We start from the raw sequence: 16,378 nt of genomic DNA on the forward strand, positions 1-16,378 counted from the left end.
AGTTATAAAAATTTATTATACAATACTGCTAGTTGTGCGTAGTTCAAGGCAAATTGTTGAAGCAATAACTGGTTATTAGGAAGTAATTTAACGAAGAAATTCGCTCAAATAGTGGTGTTGTATCGCTTTTTTTATCCGGAACTGAGGTTATATTAAGCATCTAGTTGAAGTGCACCTGTTTGCTTTAATTTACATATTTGATTTAAAAATGAATTAATACGATAAGGCTGAAAATGTGTGGGTATTTTATTTTCTAATGCGGGAATCGGCGCCCTATCTTCACGCAAGTGAGTTAATATTAATGATAGTAAGGCAGAAAGATAACTTTTAAAGGCTTCACTTTTATACAACTGATCCCAGTTAATAATGTATTCCTTACTGTAACCTTCAATCAATTGTTCTAGTTTATGAGTATAACGCTGAATTTCTGCATCTCCCATGCAATATTCTTTCACTAATTGTAAAAATAAATCTAAACACTCACCACGTGGCACAAGCGTAAAAAACTCTTTTTGCATGACCTCTGCTTCATTACCTTTCTCTGCATTAATGATGCGAAACAAAATTTCGAACATGTGCACAATGGTCCTATCTAAAATGCGCTGTTTAGGAGCATGTTGATTTTGCATATCTTCAGCAACAATTTTAAACAGTGTTAAAAAATCAACATTATCGACTACTTGTCGAGAAAGTTTATCAGCAATGGAAACAGGAATTCGATTAGCTAATAACGTATTAAACGTTGAAGTTGTTAGTATCGTTTTTAACGCTTTACGTGCTTTGTCTGTGCCTTCAAAAGGGACATTATTATTGGCAGACATTTTATTCCTTTAAGTAAATACAAATCCATGTGGTTTCTATTGTCAATGATCATCTCGAGGGTGATTAAATTGACTATTGCAGTTCATCACTTTGATTAATAATGAACATGACAATATTTTTTCTGTGTTTTCATTTGAGGGTTAAAGTGATTAGCCTGAATGTAACAGTTCTGCTATTTCCCCTGCCCGCTAATCTAAACTAATCGAATCGAATCGAAAGCATGCTAATGATATAAATAAGTTGATCAGAAATTATAACATTGAGCGCCCAGAGAACGAATGCGACAACGTTGTGCTATCAACAAACTCTAACTCTCCACCCACTGGTACACCATGGGCAATACGGCTTACTTGGATTTTGAATTTTCTGGCCATTTCAGCAATGTAATAAGCGGTTGCTTCACCTTCAACCGTTGGGTTAGTGGCTAAGATAACTTCGCTGATATTGCCTTTTTGCATCTGCTTTTCTAATAGGTTTAAACCAAGCTGCTCAGGACCAATACCATCAAGAGGTGACAAGTGCCCCATTAACACAAAGTAAGTACCAGAAAACAATGCTGTTTGCTCTATTGCCACCACATCCACGGGCATTTCAACAATACAAATAGTCCCGTTATCATTACGCTTTTGATTATTACAAATAGGGCATAAATCTTCTTCAGTGAACGTACGGCACTGCTGGCAATGGCCTATTTCAGTAACCGCTCGTGCTAACACGTCACTTAGCTTAAGTGCGCCATTACGGTTTTTATCTAACAAATGATACACCATTCGTTGTGCAGACTTTGGCCCGACACTTGGTAAACACTGCAATGCTTGTGTTAGCTCTTCGATTAATGGTCTATTTGACATGGTTTAACTTCTTCTATTTTTAAATCTGTTTTTAAATGATGCTATTAACGACTGCTGAATGACATTATCAATATAAGCAGTGGCGAATAAAATGTTTAACTTAATCATTAAGTCAGCTCAGTGCTTAACCAAACTCGGTTATTTTTTCTAACTCATAAAAGGATTCAGTAATGGTGTCGAGTTTATCATCTAATATTGCTCTCGCATCATTAAGACCTTGGTTATAATAATAACTACCGACTTTTTCACTAAAAAAATCGAGTAGAAACTCAGCATCAAATTGACCAAGCTCTTGATCTAACTCTTTTTCAAAATACTTTTGTATCTCGTCAACGATCGCGGTCTTTTGAGACGTTGAAAACTTGATGTCAGGCATTGTGAATCCTTACAAAAAATGCGATATAAATACGTTCAAAAACCAATCCAATAAATATCGCTATTAGACGGGTTTTTCTTGTTAAATGAAAGCGTTGTGCTTTAGCTAACATTCATACCGTTATTTCAGCTCTGTTATTTTGATTTGTTCAATGGTTGGCTCTAAGTTTTTATAAAGATTAATCGCGACCTGTTCAGCTAATGCTAAGTACGGTTCTACTAATGCAGGAAGTTCATTTTTAGCAACCGTAGGGCAACCTTCATCAGTATTTTGACGATATTGTATATGTAATGGTAATTCACCTAAAAACGGTAAGTTAAACTGTTCAGCTAATTTTCTACCGCCACCCGTTCCAAAAATAGCTTCTTGATGCCCACACTTAACACATGAATAGACACTCATATTTTCAATTAAGCCTGTGACATGCACATCGACTTTATTAAACATAATCACGCCCTTTTGAGCATCAATTAAGGCAACGTCTTGTGGGGTTGTAACAATAACCGCACTGGTCACTGCGACATTTTGCGACATGGTTAATTGAATATCACCTGTACCTGGTGGCATATCAACAATTAAGTAATCTAATTCAGGCCAATCAGTTTCATTGAGTACTTGTTGCAGTGCTTTACTGGCCATTGGACCACGCCACACCATGGCATCTTTATCATCAATTAAAAAGCCAATGCTATTGCCAACAATACCGTGTGCTTCAATAGGTTGTAATAACTTACCGTCGGCAGACGTTGATTTAGTGTTTTTATGACCGAGCATAGTCGGTAAAGATGGCCCATAGATGTCAGCATCTAACACACCAACCTTGGCACCATTTTTAGCTAATGCTATCGCTAAATTAACACTCACAGTCGATTTACCGACACCACCTTTACCTGATGAGACTGCAATAATATTTTTAATATTAGGGTTCGTTTTAGCGACTTTTTTATGTTCAAAAGTAGGCACTTTATAAGTCACGTTCCACGTGGGTGTTTGTTTGAAAATAGAAGTTAGCTGTTCAGTAGATTGTGCTTGTAAATCAGCTAACCAATTAGGCGCATAGAATGGCAAACGAATTGATATTTCAGCTGAATCTTCCTTGATGGTTAATAAGCGCTGCTTTGTAAATTTTTTGAGTAATTCTGATTCAATTATTTTCTCAAAACATTGTAAAACTTGTTGTTCGATAGTTTTCTTTTTAAACAGCATAGTCATCCCTTAAACCTAAATTGATGAATGAGTTTATCAAAATGATTAGATAATTCATCCTTATTAAAACGAAGTCTATTAAATATCTCCACTATCGTTGCTAAACATTGCTTTATTTATGCTTTTCGACCTTAGCTAATATAGATAAGAGTGGGATTTACGCTATTTTTTGGGTAGTATTACAAGCTGTAAAAAATCCGCTTAGACTTAAGGAATATCAAATAAAATGGCTAATCAAGATCGTAATATCCTTGTTACCTGCGCCCTTCCCTATGCAAATGGTCCAATCCATTTAGGGCACATGCTAGAGCATGTACAAGCGGACATCTGGGTTCGTTTCCAACGCTTACGCGGTAATAACATTCACTTTGTATGTGCTGATGATGCTCATGGCACTGCGATCATGCTTAAAGCTCAAGAGATGGGTATCACACCTGAGCAATTAATTGCACAAGTTCAAGCCGATCACGAAAAAGATTTTGAGGGTTTTAATATCAGTTTTGATAACTACCACTCAACCCACTCTGAAGAAAACAAAGCGTTATCATCACAAGTTTATTTAGCATTACGTGATAACGGCTACATCACTAAAAAAGTCGTTTCTCAATTATATGACCCAGAAAAAGAGATGTTTCTACCAGATCGATTTGTAAAAGGTGGTTGCCCTAAATGTAAAGCTGAAGACCAATACGGTGATAACTGTGACGTATGTGGCGCGACTTACAGCCCTGCTGAAATGATTAACCCTAAATCAGTTGTTTCAAATGCAACACCTGTGATGAAAGACACTGAAAACTTATTCTTCGATGCACCACAGTTCCAAGATATGTTAGTTGAATGGACTAAATCAGGTGCGCTTCAAAGTGAAGTGGCTAATAAACTCAGTGAATGGTTTGAAAGTGGCTTGAAAGCATGGGATATCACGCGTGATGCACCTTACTTTGGTTTTGAGATCCCAGATGCACCGGGTAAATTCTTTTATGTTTGGCTAGATGCGCCGATTGGTTACATGGGTAGCTTTAAAAATCTATGTGATCGTACTGACGACCTTAACTTTGATGATTACTGGGCAAAAGACAGTACTGCAGAGCTTTATCATTTCATTGGTAAAGACATCATCAATTTCCACGGTTTGTTCTGGCCTGCAATGTTAGAAGGCGCGGGTTTCCGTAAACCGACGGGTGTTAACGTACATGGTTATGTAAGCGTTAATGGTGAAAAAATGTCTAAATCAAAAGGCACATTCATCAAAGCGAGCACTTACCTAGAAAATTTAGATCCTGAATGTTTACGTTATTATTACGCGGCTAAATTAACCTCACGTGTTGATGATTTAGATTTTAACCTAGATGATTTCACACAACGTGTTAATTCAGATGTGGTTAATAAATTAGTTAACTTAGCATCACGTACTGCTGGCTTTATTGCTAAAAAATACGATGGTAAATTATCTGCAGAAGTTTCTGAGCCTGAGCTATACCAACAATTTGTTGATGCAGGTGATTCGATTGCCGAGCAATTTGAGAAGCGTGAATTTGCGCGTGCGATTCGTGAAATTATGGCATTAGCTGATATTGCTAATAAATACATTGATGATAAAGCACCGTGGGCATTAGCTAAAGTTGAAGGTAAAGAAGTTGAAGTACAAGATATCTGTTCAATGGGTATTAACTTGTTCCGTGTATTAATGACTTACTTAAAACCAATCATGCCAAAACTAACTGAACGTAGTGAAGCATTTTTAAATGAAACATTAACGTGGGATAGTATTCAGGCACCATTAGCTGGACATCAAATCAACAAATTCAAAGCGTTATTCCAACGTATTGACCCTAAACATGTTGAAGCGATGGTTGAGTCCTCTAAAGCAAGTGCAGCTGCCGATGCCGCAGCAAAAGAAAAATTAGCTGAAGCAACACAAGCAGAAAGCCAAAGTGAATTAGACAAAGAACCTATTGCCGCTGAAATTGATTTTGATACGTTTGCAAAAACTGACTTACGTGTTGCATTGATTGCCAAAGCTGAGCATGTGCCTAAAGCCAATAAGCTATTAAAACTGACGTTAGACTTAGGCGGTGAAACGCGTACTGTCTTTGCTGGTATTAAATCTGCTTATAACCCTGAAGATTTGGAAGGTAAGTTAACGGTAATGGTGGCGAACCTTGCACCTCGTCAAATGAAGTTTGGTTTGTCTGAAGGCATGGTATTAGCTGCGGGCCCTGGCGGTGAAGATATTCATATCTTAAACCCAGACTCTGGTGCTAAACCTGGTCAACGTATTATGTAACCCTTAAAATGGTTGTTAATATCGTTATTTAAAATGGCAAAAAGCCGATTATATATTAATATAATCGGCTTTTTTATAGCGTTAATTTTATTAGATTAATATGACGGCTATTAGCTAGACAAGTCAGCGGTTGGGCCAACATCTTCTGTGGTTAGAGGGGTAGGCGCAATAATAGTAGGCTCCGATGAAAGTACTTCTAACTCGCCAGCGCCTAACGTACCATCTTCATTATCAACAGCAGAACCTGTTGCGTATGATTGGTTGCCAGACCAAGTATTAGAGTCATCATTAGCGTAGTTATTGAATAAACTGCCTTCACTTCCCGTCACTAAGTTATCAGAAATAGTAATGTCCTTAGGCACAATAGTATAGTTATCTCGACCAATAAAAATGCCGCCGCCTAAATTATTGACTAACGTATTATTAGTCACAGCCACATTAGTTGGTGCTTCATGACTGTTGCCATTAGAACTATCAGATACATCACCAGAATCAATTAATATAGGACTTCTCCAACTAGTACCCGATAAGTTTTCCATGTAGTTATTACTGACAGTATGGTTTGCGCCATACACTCGAATACCGCCGGTTTCGTAATTAGCATCCGTCACTAACGTGCTATCGCCAGTGCCGTAAAAATAATTATTTTCTGCTTTATTATCATGTCCTAAACGGAACGATAGCGAGCCCATAGAATTTAAAAAAGTATTATTTGAGAAGGTATTATTTGACGTTTTCACCGTCATGATTTCATTTTCACCATCGGTATCTTCAAACAAGTTATATTCAATTAAATGGTTTGTTTCTACATCTTGAGAGCCTGAATCCCCAAAAACAATTGCTTCACGGTCTGAGTCACCTTCTGGAGCGGTATTGCCCTCTTTTACGTAAGGGACAATATTTTTAAAGTAGTTATGATGAATATGTGCATTAGTTGTCATTGTTTCAGTATCATCATCATATTGAAATTTGATGTAACTGCCTGAATTGATTTGACCATCGTCGTCTTCAACAACAATATTCTTATCCAAGAATTCATTATATGCAATTGAGATTTCTTCACTTGATTCAGTTAACACTACTGACGTTTGTCCATCAGTGATATCTTTATGATCAAATGTATTACGTAACACTTTAATATTTTTTGAGTTTACAATTTTGAATAATGTACTGGCATCATTTGGACCCAATACAAACCCTTGTAAAGTAATGTTTTGAGAGTTAGTAATAGCGGCGGTTTCTAAAGTGATACTACCAACACTTTCAGCACGGATTAAAACTTGAGCATCGAAACAAGTGTCTTTAATCGAGATTTCACCATCACCTGACACAATGATTTCATCTCCACCCTGCACATCTCCACTGTTTAATAACTCATTTAAGTTATCGATCGTTGAGTTATGCGTTGCTCCAGTTACAACAGGATTTGCATCATCAGAGCCATCATCCTCGAATGCATCTGAACATGCATAAGTCACCACATCTTCGTCGTCGCTATCGTCTTCATCATCGTCATCACTGCCACTATCATCATCAGAAAGTGCATCAGCAGAAAGAATAGTGAAACGTATCGTTGCTTCAGTACCGTCAATAGAGGCGACGGTGACACTATCTGATACGCTTTCATCTTCATTTAAGTCACCCAGTGTTTCATTTTCTGGTACTTCATAGGTCCATTCACCATCGGCATCAAGCGAAAAAATACCGTAGGTAGTGGCTATATCTGTTTGAACGACAAAGGCTTCTTCGCCATCATCTGGATCGACAATACTAAGAGACTCATTAACGTCGCCATTTTTATAATACAATTCAACCGAAGTTGTCCCGCTTATTATTGCAGCAGTCGATCCGGTTGTGCCATCATCACTTATGACATTCGTCTCATTTGAACTACTACTCGAACCTCCACATGCAGTTAATCCGGCCATTGCTGAAAGTAATAATAATTTTTTATACACGGTCCACTCCTTGGTCTAATTGTAGGTAGTTGACAATGTAGTGATATATTATATTAATACAATTACCGAGATCACAATTTCTAATACAAGCTATAGATTACTATTAATGCTGTGATCAGTGTCTTCGATAAAGATTAAATTAAAAGGATTACAATTTATCGTTCTGATAAATATTTGATCTGAAGATCGTGTTAGCAATGACCACTGTTGATGTAATAGAGTTCAACTTAGTGATTTCATATTTTTTGAGAGGAAAAATGGCAGATTAAGTAATAAAAAATTGAGTAATAAAGATTCAGTAGAGTAAGTTAATTAAGCTTATGTCTACATTCACTGAAGTTGATGAATGTAGTGGCACAATGAATTTGGCCATCTGATTAGAGGTGATAAACTCACTTTAACTAATCAGGTATTAATATGACAAAACAAACAAGACCAACTTATTCACCCGAATTTAAACTAGAAGTTGCACAACAAGTCGTTGATATGGGACGACCTGTAAGAGATGTAGCAGAGAGCTTAGGATTAGGTAAATCAACTGTAGATAAATGGGCAAGACAGCTTCGGAATGAGCGAAATGGGCAACTATCATCAGCAACCCCATTGACGCTAGACCAAATAAAAATACGAGAGCTTGAGAGAAAGATAAAAGACTTAGAAACAGATAATACAATATTAAAAAAGGCTTCAGCTCTCTTGATTCAGGACTCACTCAAAGGTTTTCGTTAATTAGCGAATTTCAAGAGAGCATTGGTACCGTTAAACTGTGTGAATTATTCGACGTTCATCGCAGTAGTTACCGTTATTGGCTGGCTAACCCAGATAAAATAGTACCTGAGCGTATACGTTTAATTGCCGAAATGAAGCATTGGTTTACGGTGAGCCATGGCTCTGCTGGTGAGCGTAGCTTAGTCACATTACTAGCAACATCAGGCTTTCATGTAAGTCGCTGGTTGGTTAACAAACTAATGAAACAAGAAGGACTTGTTAGCCGACAACTGCCCACTCACAAGTATGCGAAAGGTGAAAAAGAGCACTTATCAATACCCAATGTACTTAATCGGGACTTTAGCCCAACAGCGCCTAATCAGTCATGGTGCGGTGATGTCACTTACGTTTGGGCAGGTAACAAATGGTCTTATTTAGCGGTGGTTATCGATTTATATGCGCGTAAAGTTATTGGTTGGGCTATTTCGAATAGTCCAGATAGCGAGTTAACTAAAAAAGCATTAAGGATGGCTTTTGAGAGTCGAGGAAAAACAAAGAAGCTATTGTTTCATAGTGACCAAGGTTGCCATTATACAAGTAAAACATTTAGACAATTGTTATGGCGCTATGGGATTAGACAGAGCTTAAGTCGCCGTGGTAATTGTTGGGATAATGCGCCAATGGAACGTTTTTTTAGAAGCTTTAAAACAGAATGGATGCCTAAGTTAGGTTATTCAGATATGAACACAGCGAGGCTGTCGATTAGTGATTATATAAATGGCTATTACAATCGATATCGGCCACATCAGTTTAACGGTGGACTTTCACCATTAGCAGCAGAGAAAGAAAACGTAAAAACCTCTAACAAGATGGCCAGTTTTACTTGACCACTACAGAAACGAGTTTAATTAAGAGCAGGTAAATGAATATGTAAAAATGAAGAGCTATATAATAGCTTCAAATTTTATAAGCTATTACATAAGCTATTTTATAAAAACTTAACAGCCCACTGATGCAGCTGTTAAAATTAAAAATATTTATTTAGTACTGCTGAAACTCAAAGTTGGATTCTTAATCACTAATAAAATACCGCTCAATATAATCAAGCTTGAAACCACAAATACTTCCGAGACACTTTCGCCTAAAAATATAAAGCCAGCGATAGCGGCTAATACTGGCACTAACAATTGTACGACTGCAGCAACGTTATGACGCAATGTTTTTAATGCTTTATACCAAAGTAGATAACCAACAGCAGAAGCTAACACACCCGATAAAATAGCATAAACAACGCCTTCCATAGTGAGGAATGTTTTATCTATATTGATCAATATAAAAATAAAAATAAAGGGTAAAGTACGGAAAAAGTTAAAAATAGTATCCGATGTAGGATCGATACTTTTTTTACCCGCTAACGTATAAAATGCCCAACTAATACCTGAAATACACATTAAAGCAAAAGCAACAATCGATGGGCTAGAAACTTGAGGAGCAAGTAGATAAACAAACCCTGCGATAGCCAATATCAAACCCAATAATTCAGCACGGCTTAATAAGTGTCCTTTAAGCACGCGCGTTAGCAACATAGTCACTTGCACTGTCGCAAAGAGAACTAATGCCCCCGTTGCCGTATCGAGTTGAATGTAAGCATAAGAAAAGGTCATCGCATAAACAAACAGCCAAATTGCGTTAAGCCAACTTCCCTTACTCACACTTTTTTTACTGTCATCATTCTTAGTGTGATCATTCTGAGTGCTATCATTGTTACTTTTACTTCGTTGATTTGATAAATCTTTTTTATCCGAAGCATTAGCACTAAAGTAAACATGTTTAATAGACAGAAAAATAGCTAAAAAAATGCTACCGGATAGCAATCTAATCACAGTAAAGCTACCTGCATCAACTTGTTGCTCCCCCAATGCTAGACGGCAAAAAACAGAATTTGCTGCAAAAGCGATTAATGCAAAACTCGTTAATAAAAAGGTCTTATAAGGGCTATCGGTATAATGTTGCATATTAGGCTCTTTGGAGTAAAAGTTGAATCTACTATAAAAACAGTTTTTTACGGCATAGTCTAATCAAGTTACTTTGTTATCTACAAAATAAATAGCAGCAATTAGTCAAATGGACAAAATCTGAAATAAGTCAGTTATTTTTAAAATACTTTTTAGGAAACTTCTTTAAGGTACTTGCTTTAAAGTAATTGTTTATAAGCATAAAAGACTTCGCTTTTGCTTATATGCAAAGACCTTAATAAGTTTTTAATAAAGTTAGCTGATTCTATCAACAATGCACAAACTCATTTAAGCCATGAGACGGTTATTAAAATATAACGATTTATCTTTTATAGCGATGTCATTGTAATATGACTAACTTGAGTTTATTAAATATGATGGAAACAATAGACTGCTATTGTTTCCATCGTGGAGTGCATCAGTGTTTAACGATAACCCTATATAACAACACTTCATTTGCCCTAATTAGAGCGAGTTAACGACGATATATTAGTACTTGCTTATGCGACAATAAGTGCACTCACTAAACCAATTAATCCACCAAAAACACCACCCCAAACAACTAACCAACCAAGGTGTTTTTTGATCATAGCTTGAATAATCTCTTTCACTAACTGGGGCGTTAGCTCATTTAAACGTTGCTCAATAATTCTTTCTATTTTTGCCAAGATATCTTGCATCATATCAGGGTGTTCAATTTCACTTTTTAGCAACTCAATAAATTTATCATCATTCGTTAAATCGATAATAGACGTTTTCATGTGTGTTATAAAAGGTTCTCTTAATGGTTTTAATGACTCTTCACCACCAAACATTTCTAACATTCCACCAAATGATGACTTCATAATGACTTTAATCAAACCATCATAAGTTGGATTTAAATCTACTTTTTCAATGACAGGTTGTAAGTTTAATTGGGCAGGGGAAAAACTACCGGCTGATAAAAAACGTTCTACATTTTGTGCCGTAAAAAACTGTTTCATCATTAAGTTTCTGATGCCTGATTTAAACTCTTCAAAATGAGCAGGTACAACGCCAGAACCATATAAGAACGGGATTTTTTCAAACAACATGAAGATAGCAAGCCAATTGGTTAAAGCGCCTGATAATGCAAATAACCCCACCATAGTTAATATTGCACCTACTTCAGTTTCACCTAAAAAAAGCCCAGCCCCTAATATCAATGTAGCAATCAGGTTGGTCACTAAACTCTTATTCATATTTATCCCTTGTTTTATGATTGTTTATTGAGCATTTATAATGCGTTTTCTATTTTTTACCGAAAAAAAATCCAGTTATAAAATAACTGGATTTTGATGATTCACAAATTATTACAGATAAAAAACCGTAATTATTTTGAAACTTCTTCACGTAACTTTAAGCTACGTAATGCTTTATCTAATACGCCATTAACAAATTTGTACGACTCGTCTGTTGCGAAATCTTTTGCTAATTCAATTGCTTCGTTCAATACTACTTTATGTGGTACATCAGTACGGTATGTTAATTCAAACATCGCTATACGCAGTACTGCAATATCAACCATATCAACATCTTCGATTTTACGAGAAAGATAAGGTGATAATTTTGTATCTAATGACTCAACGTTTTGTACAACGCCAATTAACAACTCTTTAAAGTAAGGTACATCAGCTTTAGACATATCTTGGTCAACAGAGAATTGTTCAATAATTTGCGTTACACCTGTTTGAGTAATTTGCCATTGGTAAACAGCTTGTACAGCAAATTGACGAGCACGACGACGTTCAGCAGGTTTCATAGCCATTATCCTAATTCCGCCATCACGTTAACCATTTCTAGTGCACTTAAAGCAGCTTCGCTACCTTTGTTACCCATTTTAGTACCAGCACGTTCAATTGCTTGATCGATTGAATCCGTTGACAAGACACCGAATGCAACAGGAATACTGTAGTCTAACGAAACTTGCGCTAAGCCTTTATTACATTCATTGATAACTAATTCAAAATGAGGTGTGCCACCACGGATAACACAACCTAGTGCAACAATCGCATCAAACTTATTAGAAGCAGCAACGCGCTTAGTGATTAATGGTAATTCAACCGCACCTGGTACACGAACAACAGTAATATTGTCATCTGAGATCTGACCAGCACGTTTAAGGGTATCAATAGCACCTGCTAATAACTGCTCGTTAATAAAGCTGTTAAAGCGAGAGATCACGATTGCGATTTTAGCGTGTGGAGCGGCTAAGCCACCTTCAATTATTTTCATTTTCTACCCTTATTACATAATTTTGTGCATTCTAACACAGTTTATTTCTATATCGACAGTGTTTATTCAGTGAATATATTGGGTTTATTCCGTGATGTATTCAACTACTTCAAGTCCAAAACCAGATAAAGCATGATACTTTTTCTGTGAACTGAATAACGCCATTTTTTGCACGCCTAAATCACGTAAAATTTGCGAACCAACACCAACACGACGACTCGCACCTAATGGTTTAGCGGCTATTCGCTCACCTGCATCTTCTTGTTTGATATTTTTAATCTGTTCTATTAATGATTCTGCTGTTTCTTGATGGCCTAACATTACTAATACACCACCATCTTTCGCTAAGCGAGCTAAAGCAGTATGCATAGGCCAAGTGCGAGGACTTAAACGATCAGAGAAAAAATTATCAGCAAATGTATTTTGTAAATGAACACGTACATTGGTTATTTGATCAGATTTAACTTGACCATTGACTAAGGCGAAATGAACTTGTTTATCAATTGTATCTTGGTACGCAACGAGATCAAATTCGCCAAATTCTGTAGGTAGTTTACATTCACTCACACGTTCAATGGTTGTTTCATTATTGTTACGGTATTCAATTAAATCGGCAACCGTACCTAATTTAATATCGTGTAATTTTGCAAAGACCTCTAAATCGCTACGGCGAGCCATACTGCCGTCTTCATTTAAGATTTCAACAATCATCCCTGCTGGTTCACGACCTGCTAAGCGAGCTAAATCACACCCGGCTTCCGTATGTCCTGCACGCGTTAATACACCACCTTCCTGAGCTTTCAGTGGGAAAATATGTCCCGGCATAACGATATCTGCTGGTTTTGCGTCTTTTGAAATTGCTGCTAATACGGTTACTGCACGATCTGCAGCTGAAATCCCTGTTGTCACACCTTTAGCCGCTTCAATAGAAACAGTAAAATTAGTTGAAAATGCGGCAGTATTATCTTCAACCATTAAGGGTAGTTTTAGTTGTTCACAACGGTCTGCCGTCAATGTTAAACAGATTAAGCCACGACCATATTTAGCCATAAAGTTAACAGCTTCAGGTGTTACTAAATCAGCAGCCATTATTAGGTCACCTTCATTCTCACGATCTTCATCGTCCATCAAAATAACCATTTTACCTAGGCGAATATCTTCGATGATTTCTGCTGTTGTATTTAACTTCATTTTGATTCCTTAACTCTCTTGTACTCAAAAGTGTACTAAAATTGGTACTAGCCCATGAAACCGCTTTTTGCTAGCAGTTCCATTGTAGATTGTTGTTTTGTAGTTGTTTTAGCGGCATGCTCACCCAACATTAAACGTTCTAAGTAACGAGAAATAACATCAACTTCTAAATTCACTTGGCTACCAACAACATATTGCTGCATTGTCGTTTCACTGATCGTATGTGGGATAATAGTCAATTTAAAGCTAGCGCCATCAACATCATTCGTGGTTAAACTCACACCATCAACTGTGATCGATCCTTTTTTAGCAATATATTTAGCTAAATCATCAGGTGCTTTGATCCAATATTCAATGGCATTGCCTAAAGGTGAAATAGACGTAATTTCTCCAACACCGTCAACATGACCACTCACAATATGACCACCAAAGCGATCATTCATCTGCATTGCTTTCTCTAGGTTAATCATAAAGCCTGTTTGAATACTTGAGAAAGCACTTAGTTTAATTGTTTCGTATGATAAGTCTGCATCAAAACCATGTTCACTTAGACGCGTTACAGTTAAGCAAACACCATTATTAGCAATACTATCGCCAAGTTTGACATCATGCATATCTAAACCGCCAGCATCAACGGTGATGGTCATATCTTTTTCGTTATTTTTGATTGCAGTGATTTTGCCCACTGCTGCAACAATACCTGTAAACATATTATTCTCGATGGTTAATAAGACGAATATCATCACCAATCTGAACCACAGATTGTAGTTTAAGGGTAATAATATCGTTCATCGTTGAAAAGTTGGGTAAGTTTACTAAGTTTCTAGCTTGATCGCCCATTAATTTTGTTGCTTGATATAGAATAAATTCATCAACCAAATCATTTTTAAATAGTTCACCCGCTAATGTCGCGCCAGATTCAACCCATAAGTCATTAATTTCATGGTTGTTAAGTAGGCTCATCAATGCATGAAGATCAATTTTATTATCTTCATTTTGAGCGCAAATAATTTGTTCTACATCGGCTTTACAACCTGAAAATAAGGCGGTATCTCGTGCAGTCAAAGACACTAATAAAACTTTACCCGATAAATCAAATAATTTTTCTTGGAGTGTCAGCTTATTGTGGGAATCTAAAATAATACGAATCGGTTGACGAAGATCCGCTTCATCTAATAAGGCACTATCAAACGCAGGACTTTTAACTAATTCTTGATAACGTACATTCAAACTAGGATCATCAGCAAAAACCGTTTTATTACCCGTTAAAATGGCACTTTGTTGTGCTCGATAATATTGAACATCTGCTCTTGCTTGAGGACCTGTTATCCATTGGCTTAATCCATTTTTTAACGCCGTTTTTCCATCTAAGCTTGATGCCATTTTAACCGTCACACGAGGTCGTTTTAATGTCATGCGCGTAATAAAACCAGGATTCAACGCCTCTGCTTGCTTAGTCAATAACCCTGCTTCAACAATAATCCCTGCTTCTTTTAAAATAGAAAGTCCACGACCAGCAACTTTAGGATTAGGATCGACCATCGCCACAACTACGCGCTTTACGCCCGCTTTAACTAACGCTAAGGCACAAGGTGGTGTTCTGCCATAATGAGAGCAAGGCTCTAAAGTCACATAGCAGGTTGCTCCTATAGCTTGTTCTTTAGCAGCCGCTAGCGCATGAACTTCAGCATGGCCAGTGCCAGCTTTTTTATGAAACCCTTCCCCTACAATCGCACCATTATTGACAATGACACAACCTACATTAGGGTTAGGTGATGTTGTAAAACGTCCATGCTTAGCAAGTTCTATCGCTCTAAGCATGTATTCTTTATCTAATTCAGTAAATGCCATGTGATGATTACTTTTTAATTTAAAATGTTAACTGAGTTTGAATTTTTATAGGATTATTTATTCGTTGTATCAAGTTTGGCGATTTCTTCACCGAATTCTTTCACATCTTCAAATGCACGATAAACAGAAGCAAAACGAATGTAGGCAATTTTGTCTAAACCTTTTAATAAATCCATGACCAATTCGCCGACCATTTTAGTCGGCACTTCTCGCTCACCTGTCGCACGTAAGGTCGATTTTAGTTTGTTCACCGCACTTTCTACTGCTTCAATACTGACGGGACGCTTTTCTAAAGCGATATTAATACCAACTAATAATTTTTCTTCATTAAAAGGTTCACGACTACCATCTGACTTTATCAGACGAGGCATAATTAATTCAGCCAGTTCAAAAGTCGTAAAACGCTCATTACATTCGTTACATAAACGACGACGGCGAACTTGAGAGCCTTCAGAAACAAGGCGAGAATCGATAACTTTTGTATCTTGTGCATTACAAAAAGGACAAAACATAGTGTATTTCTCTGTGTAATAAACGACGGAATAGCGTATTAGCTTGTTATATATGGACTTTATAAGCTAATTACATACTAAATATAGGGGTTGTAATAACTTGATAATTTAACATAATTTTAGTCTTAAATGGGACTTTATCACTGATAATTAAACAAAAAGTAGTATCTTATTTTAAGAGATAAACATATCTATATAAATTGACTATCATCTGATTATTTATAAAAATAATATTATTTCAAATGATTAAAAAGTAATAACCGCTTTCATTTTTTGCTATAAAAATTGAAATTAATATGAATAACTTAATCGAAGGGTTTAATATATTAAATTTGGAGACTTTAGGGA

The 16,378-nt window shown here is 36.6% G+C and carries 15 protein-coding genes; 2 read left to right on the top strand and 13 right to left on the bottom strand.

All coding sequences use genetic code 11. The annotated features are described in order from the left end of the window. Positions 1–152: 152 nt before the first annotated feature. The 4 genes from Q0794_RS16235 to apbC all read right to left on the bottom strand — a co-directional run bounded on the left by Q0794_RS16235 (position 153) and on the right by apbC (position 3,255). On the bottom strand, positions 153–821 hold the full coding sequence (locus tag Q0794_RS16235; RefSeq protein ID WP_298943637.1) for a hypothetical protein: 669 nt from the start codon (positions 819–821) through the stop codon (positions 153–155). A gap of 252 nt (positions 822–1,073) precedes the next feature. Then, a complete protein-coding gene (gene recR / locus Q0794_RS16240; protein ID WP_298943638.1) occupies positions 1,074–1,673 on the bottom strand; it encodes a recombination mediator RecR in 600 nt (199 codons plus the stop codon). A 124-nt stretch (positions 1,674–1,797) separates the two neighbouring features. Next, positions 1,798–2,049: a DUF2164 domain-containing protein gene (locus Q0794_RS16245; protein ID WP_298943640.1), complete on the bottom strand. Its 252-nt coding sequence runs from the start codon at positions 2,047–2,049 to the stop codon at positions 1,798–1,800. Between the two features lie 120 nt (positions 2,050–2,169). Beyond that, positions 2,170–3,255, bottom strand: a complete 1,086-nt coding sequence (gene apbC / locus Q0794_RS16250) for an iron-sulfur cluster carrier protein ApbC (RefSeq protein ID WP_298943672.1) — start codon at positions 3,253–3,255, stop codon at positions 2,170–2,172. 226 nt (positions 3,256–3,481) lie between these two features. On the opposite strand from apbC, the gene metG reads away from it, so the two are divergent. After that, positions 3,482–5,542 (top strand): methionine--tRNA ligase, encoded by a 2,061-nt coding sequence (gene metG / locus Q0794_RS16255; protein WP_298943642.1) that lies wholly within the window; start codon positions 3,482–3,484, stop codon positions 5,540–5,542. A 110-nt stretch (positions 5,543–5,652) separates the two neighbouring features. On the opposite strand, the gene Q0794_RS16260 is transcribed toward metG, so the two are convergent. Then, complete coding sequence (locus tag Q0794_RS16260; RefSeq protein ID WP_298943644.1) at positions 5,653–7,500, bottom strand: chondroitinase-B domain-containing protein; 1,848 nt, start codon at positions 7,498–7,500, stop codon at positions 5,653–5,655. A gap of 417 nt (positions 7,501–7,917) precedes the next feature. On the opposite strand from Q0794_RS16260, the gene Q0794_RS16265 reads away from it, so the two are divergent. Then, positions 7,918–9,095 (top strand): IS3 family transposase gene (locus tag Q0794_RS16265; protein ID WP_298943646.1). Its coding sequence is split into 2 segments (ribosomal slippage): positions 7,918–8,188 and positions 8,188–9,095, totalling 1,179 coding nucleotides; the frame shifts between segments, so codons are not numbered across the junction. Positions 9,096–9,245: 150 nt separating this feature from the next. On the opposite strand, the gene Q0794_RS16270 is transcribed toward Q0794_RS16265, so the two are convergent. From Q0794_RS16270 to nrdR, 8 genes are all read right to left on the bottom strand, one after another. Then, a complete protein-coding gene (locus tag Q0794_RS16270) occupies positions 9,246–10,223 on the bottom strand; it encodes a DMT family transporter (protein WP_298943648.1) in 978 nt (325 codons plus the stop codon). Positions 10,224–10,723: 500 nt separating this feature from the next. Next, positions 10,724–11,443 carry a DUF445 family protein gene (locus Q0794_RS16275; protein ID WP_298943649.1) on the bottom strand — a complete coding sequence of 240 codons (720 nt, stop codon included), beginning with the start codon at positions 11,441–11,443 and terminating at the stop codon, positions 10,724–10,726. A gap of 131 nt (positions 11,444–11,574) precedes the next feature. Next, positions 11,575–12,003: a transcription antitermination factor NusB gene (gene nusB, locus Q0794_RS16280; protein ID WP_298943674.1), complete on the bottom strand. Its 429-nt coding sequence runs from the start codon at positions 12,001–12,003 to the stop codon at positions 11,575–11,577. A 5-nt stretch (positions 12,004–12,008) separates the two neighbouring features. Further along, positions 12,009–12,476, bottom strand: a complete 468-nt coding sequence (gene ribE, locus Q0794_RS16285; protein WP_298943651.1) for a 6,7-dimethyl-8-ribityllumazine synthase — start codon at positions 12,474–12,476, stop codon at positions 12,009–12,011. Positions 12,477–12,560: 84 nt separating this feature from the next. Beyond that, entirely contained in the window at positions 12,561–13,667 is a 1,107-nt protein-coding gene (ribBA, locus tag Q0794_RS16290; protein WP_298943653.1) for a bifunctional 3,4-dihydroxy-2-butanone-4-phosphate synthase/GTP cyclohydrolase II, read from the bottom strand. A 47-nt stretch (positions 13,668–13,714) separates the two neighbouring features. Then, positions 13,715–14,377 carry a riboflavin synthase gene (locus Q0794_RS16295; RefSeq protein WP_298943655.1) on the bottom strand — a complete coding sequence of 221 codons (663 nt, stop codon included), beginning with the start codon at positions 14,375–14,377 and terminating at the stop codon, positions 13,715–13,717. Between the two features lies 1 nt (position 14,378). Then, positions 14,379–15,518, bottom strand: coding sequence for a bifunctional diaminohydroxyphosphoribosylaminopyrimidine deaminase/5-amino-6-(5-phosphoribosylamino)uracil reductase RibD (gene ribD, locus Q0794_RS16300; protein ID WP_298943657.1), 1,140 nt, complete (start codon positions 15,516–15,518; stop codon positions 14,379–14,381). Between the two features lie 53 nt (positions 15,519–15,571). Further along, complete coding sequence (gene nrdR / locus Q0794_RS16305) at positions 15,572–16,030, bottom strand: transcriptional regulator NrdR (protein ID WP_298943659.1); 459 nt, start codon at positions 16,028–16,030, stop codon at positions 15,572–15,574. Positions 16,031–16,378: the final 348 nt, after the last annotated feature.

Origin of the sequence: uncultured Psychromonas sp. (genome assembly GCF_947489755.1) — a bacterium.
Lineage (GTDB): Bacteria > Pseudomonadota > Gammaproteobacteria > Enterobacterales > Psychromonadaceae > Psychromonas.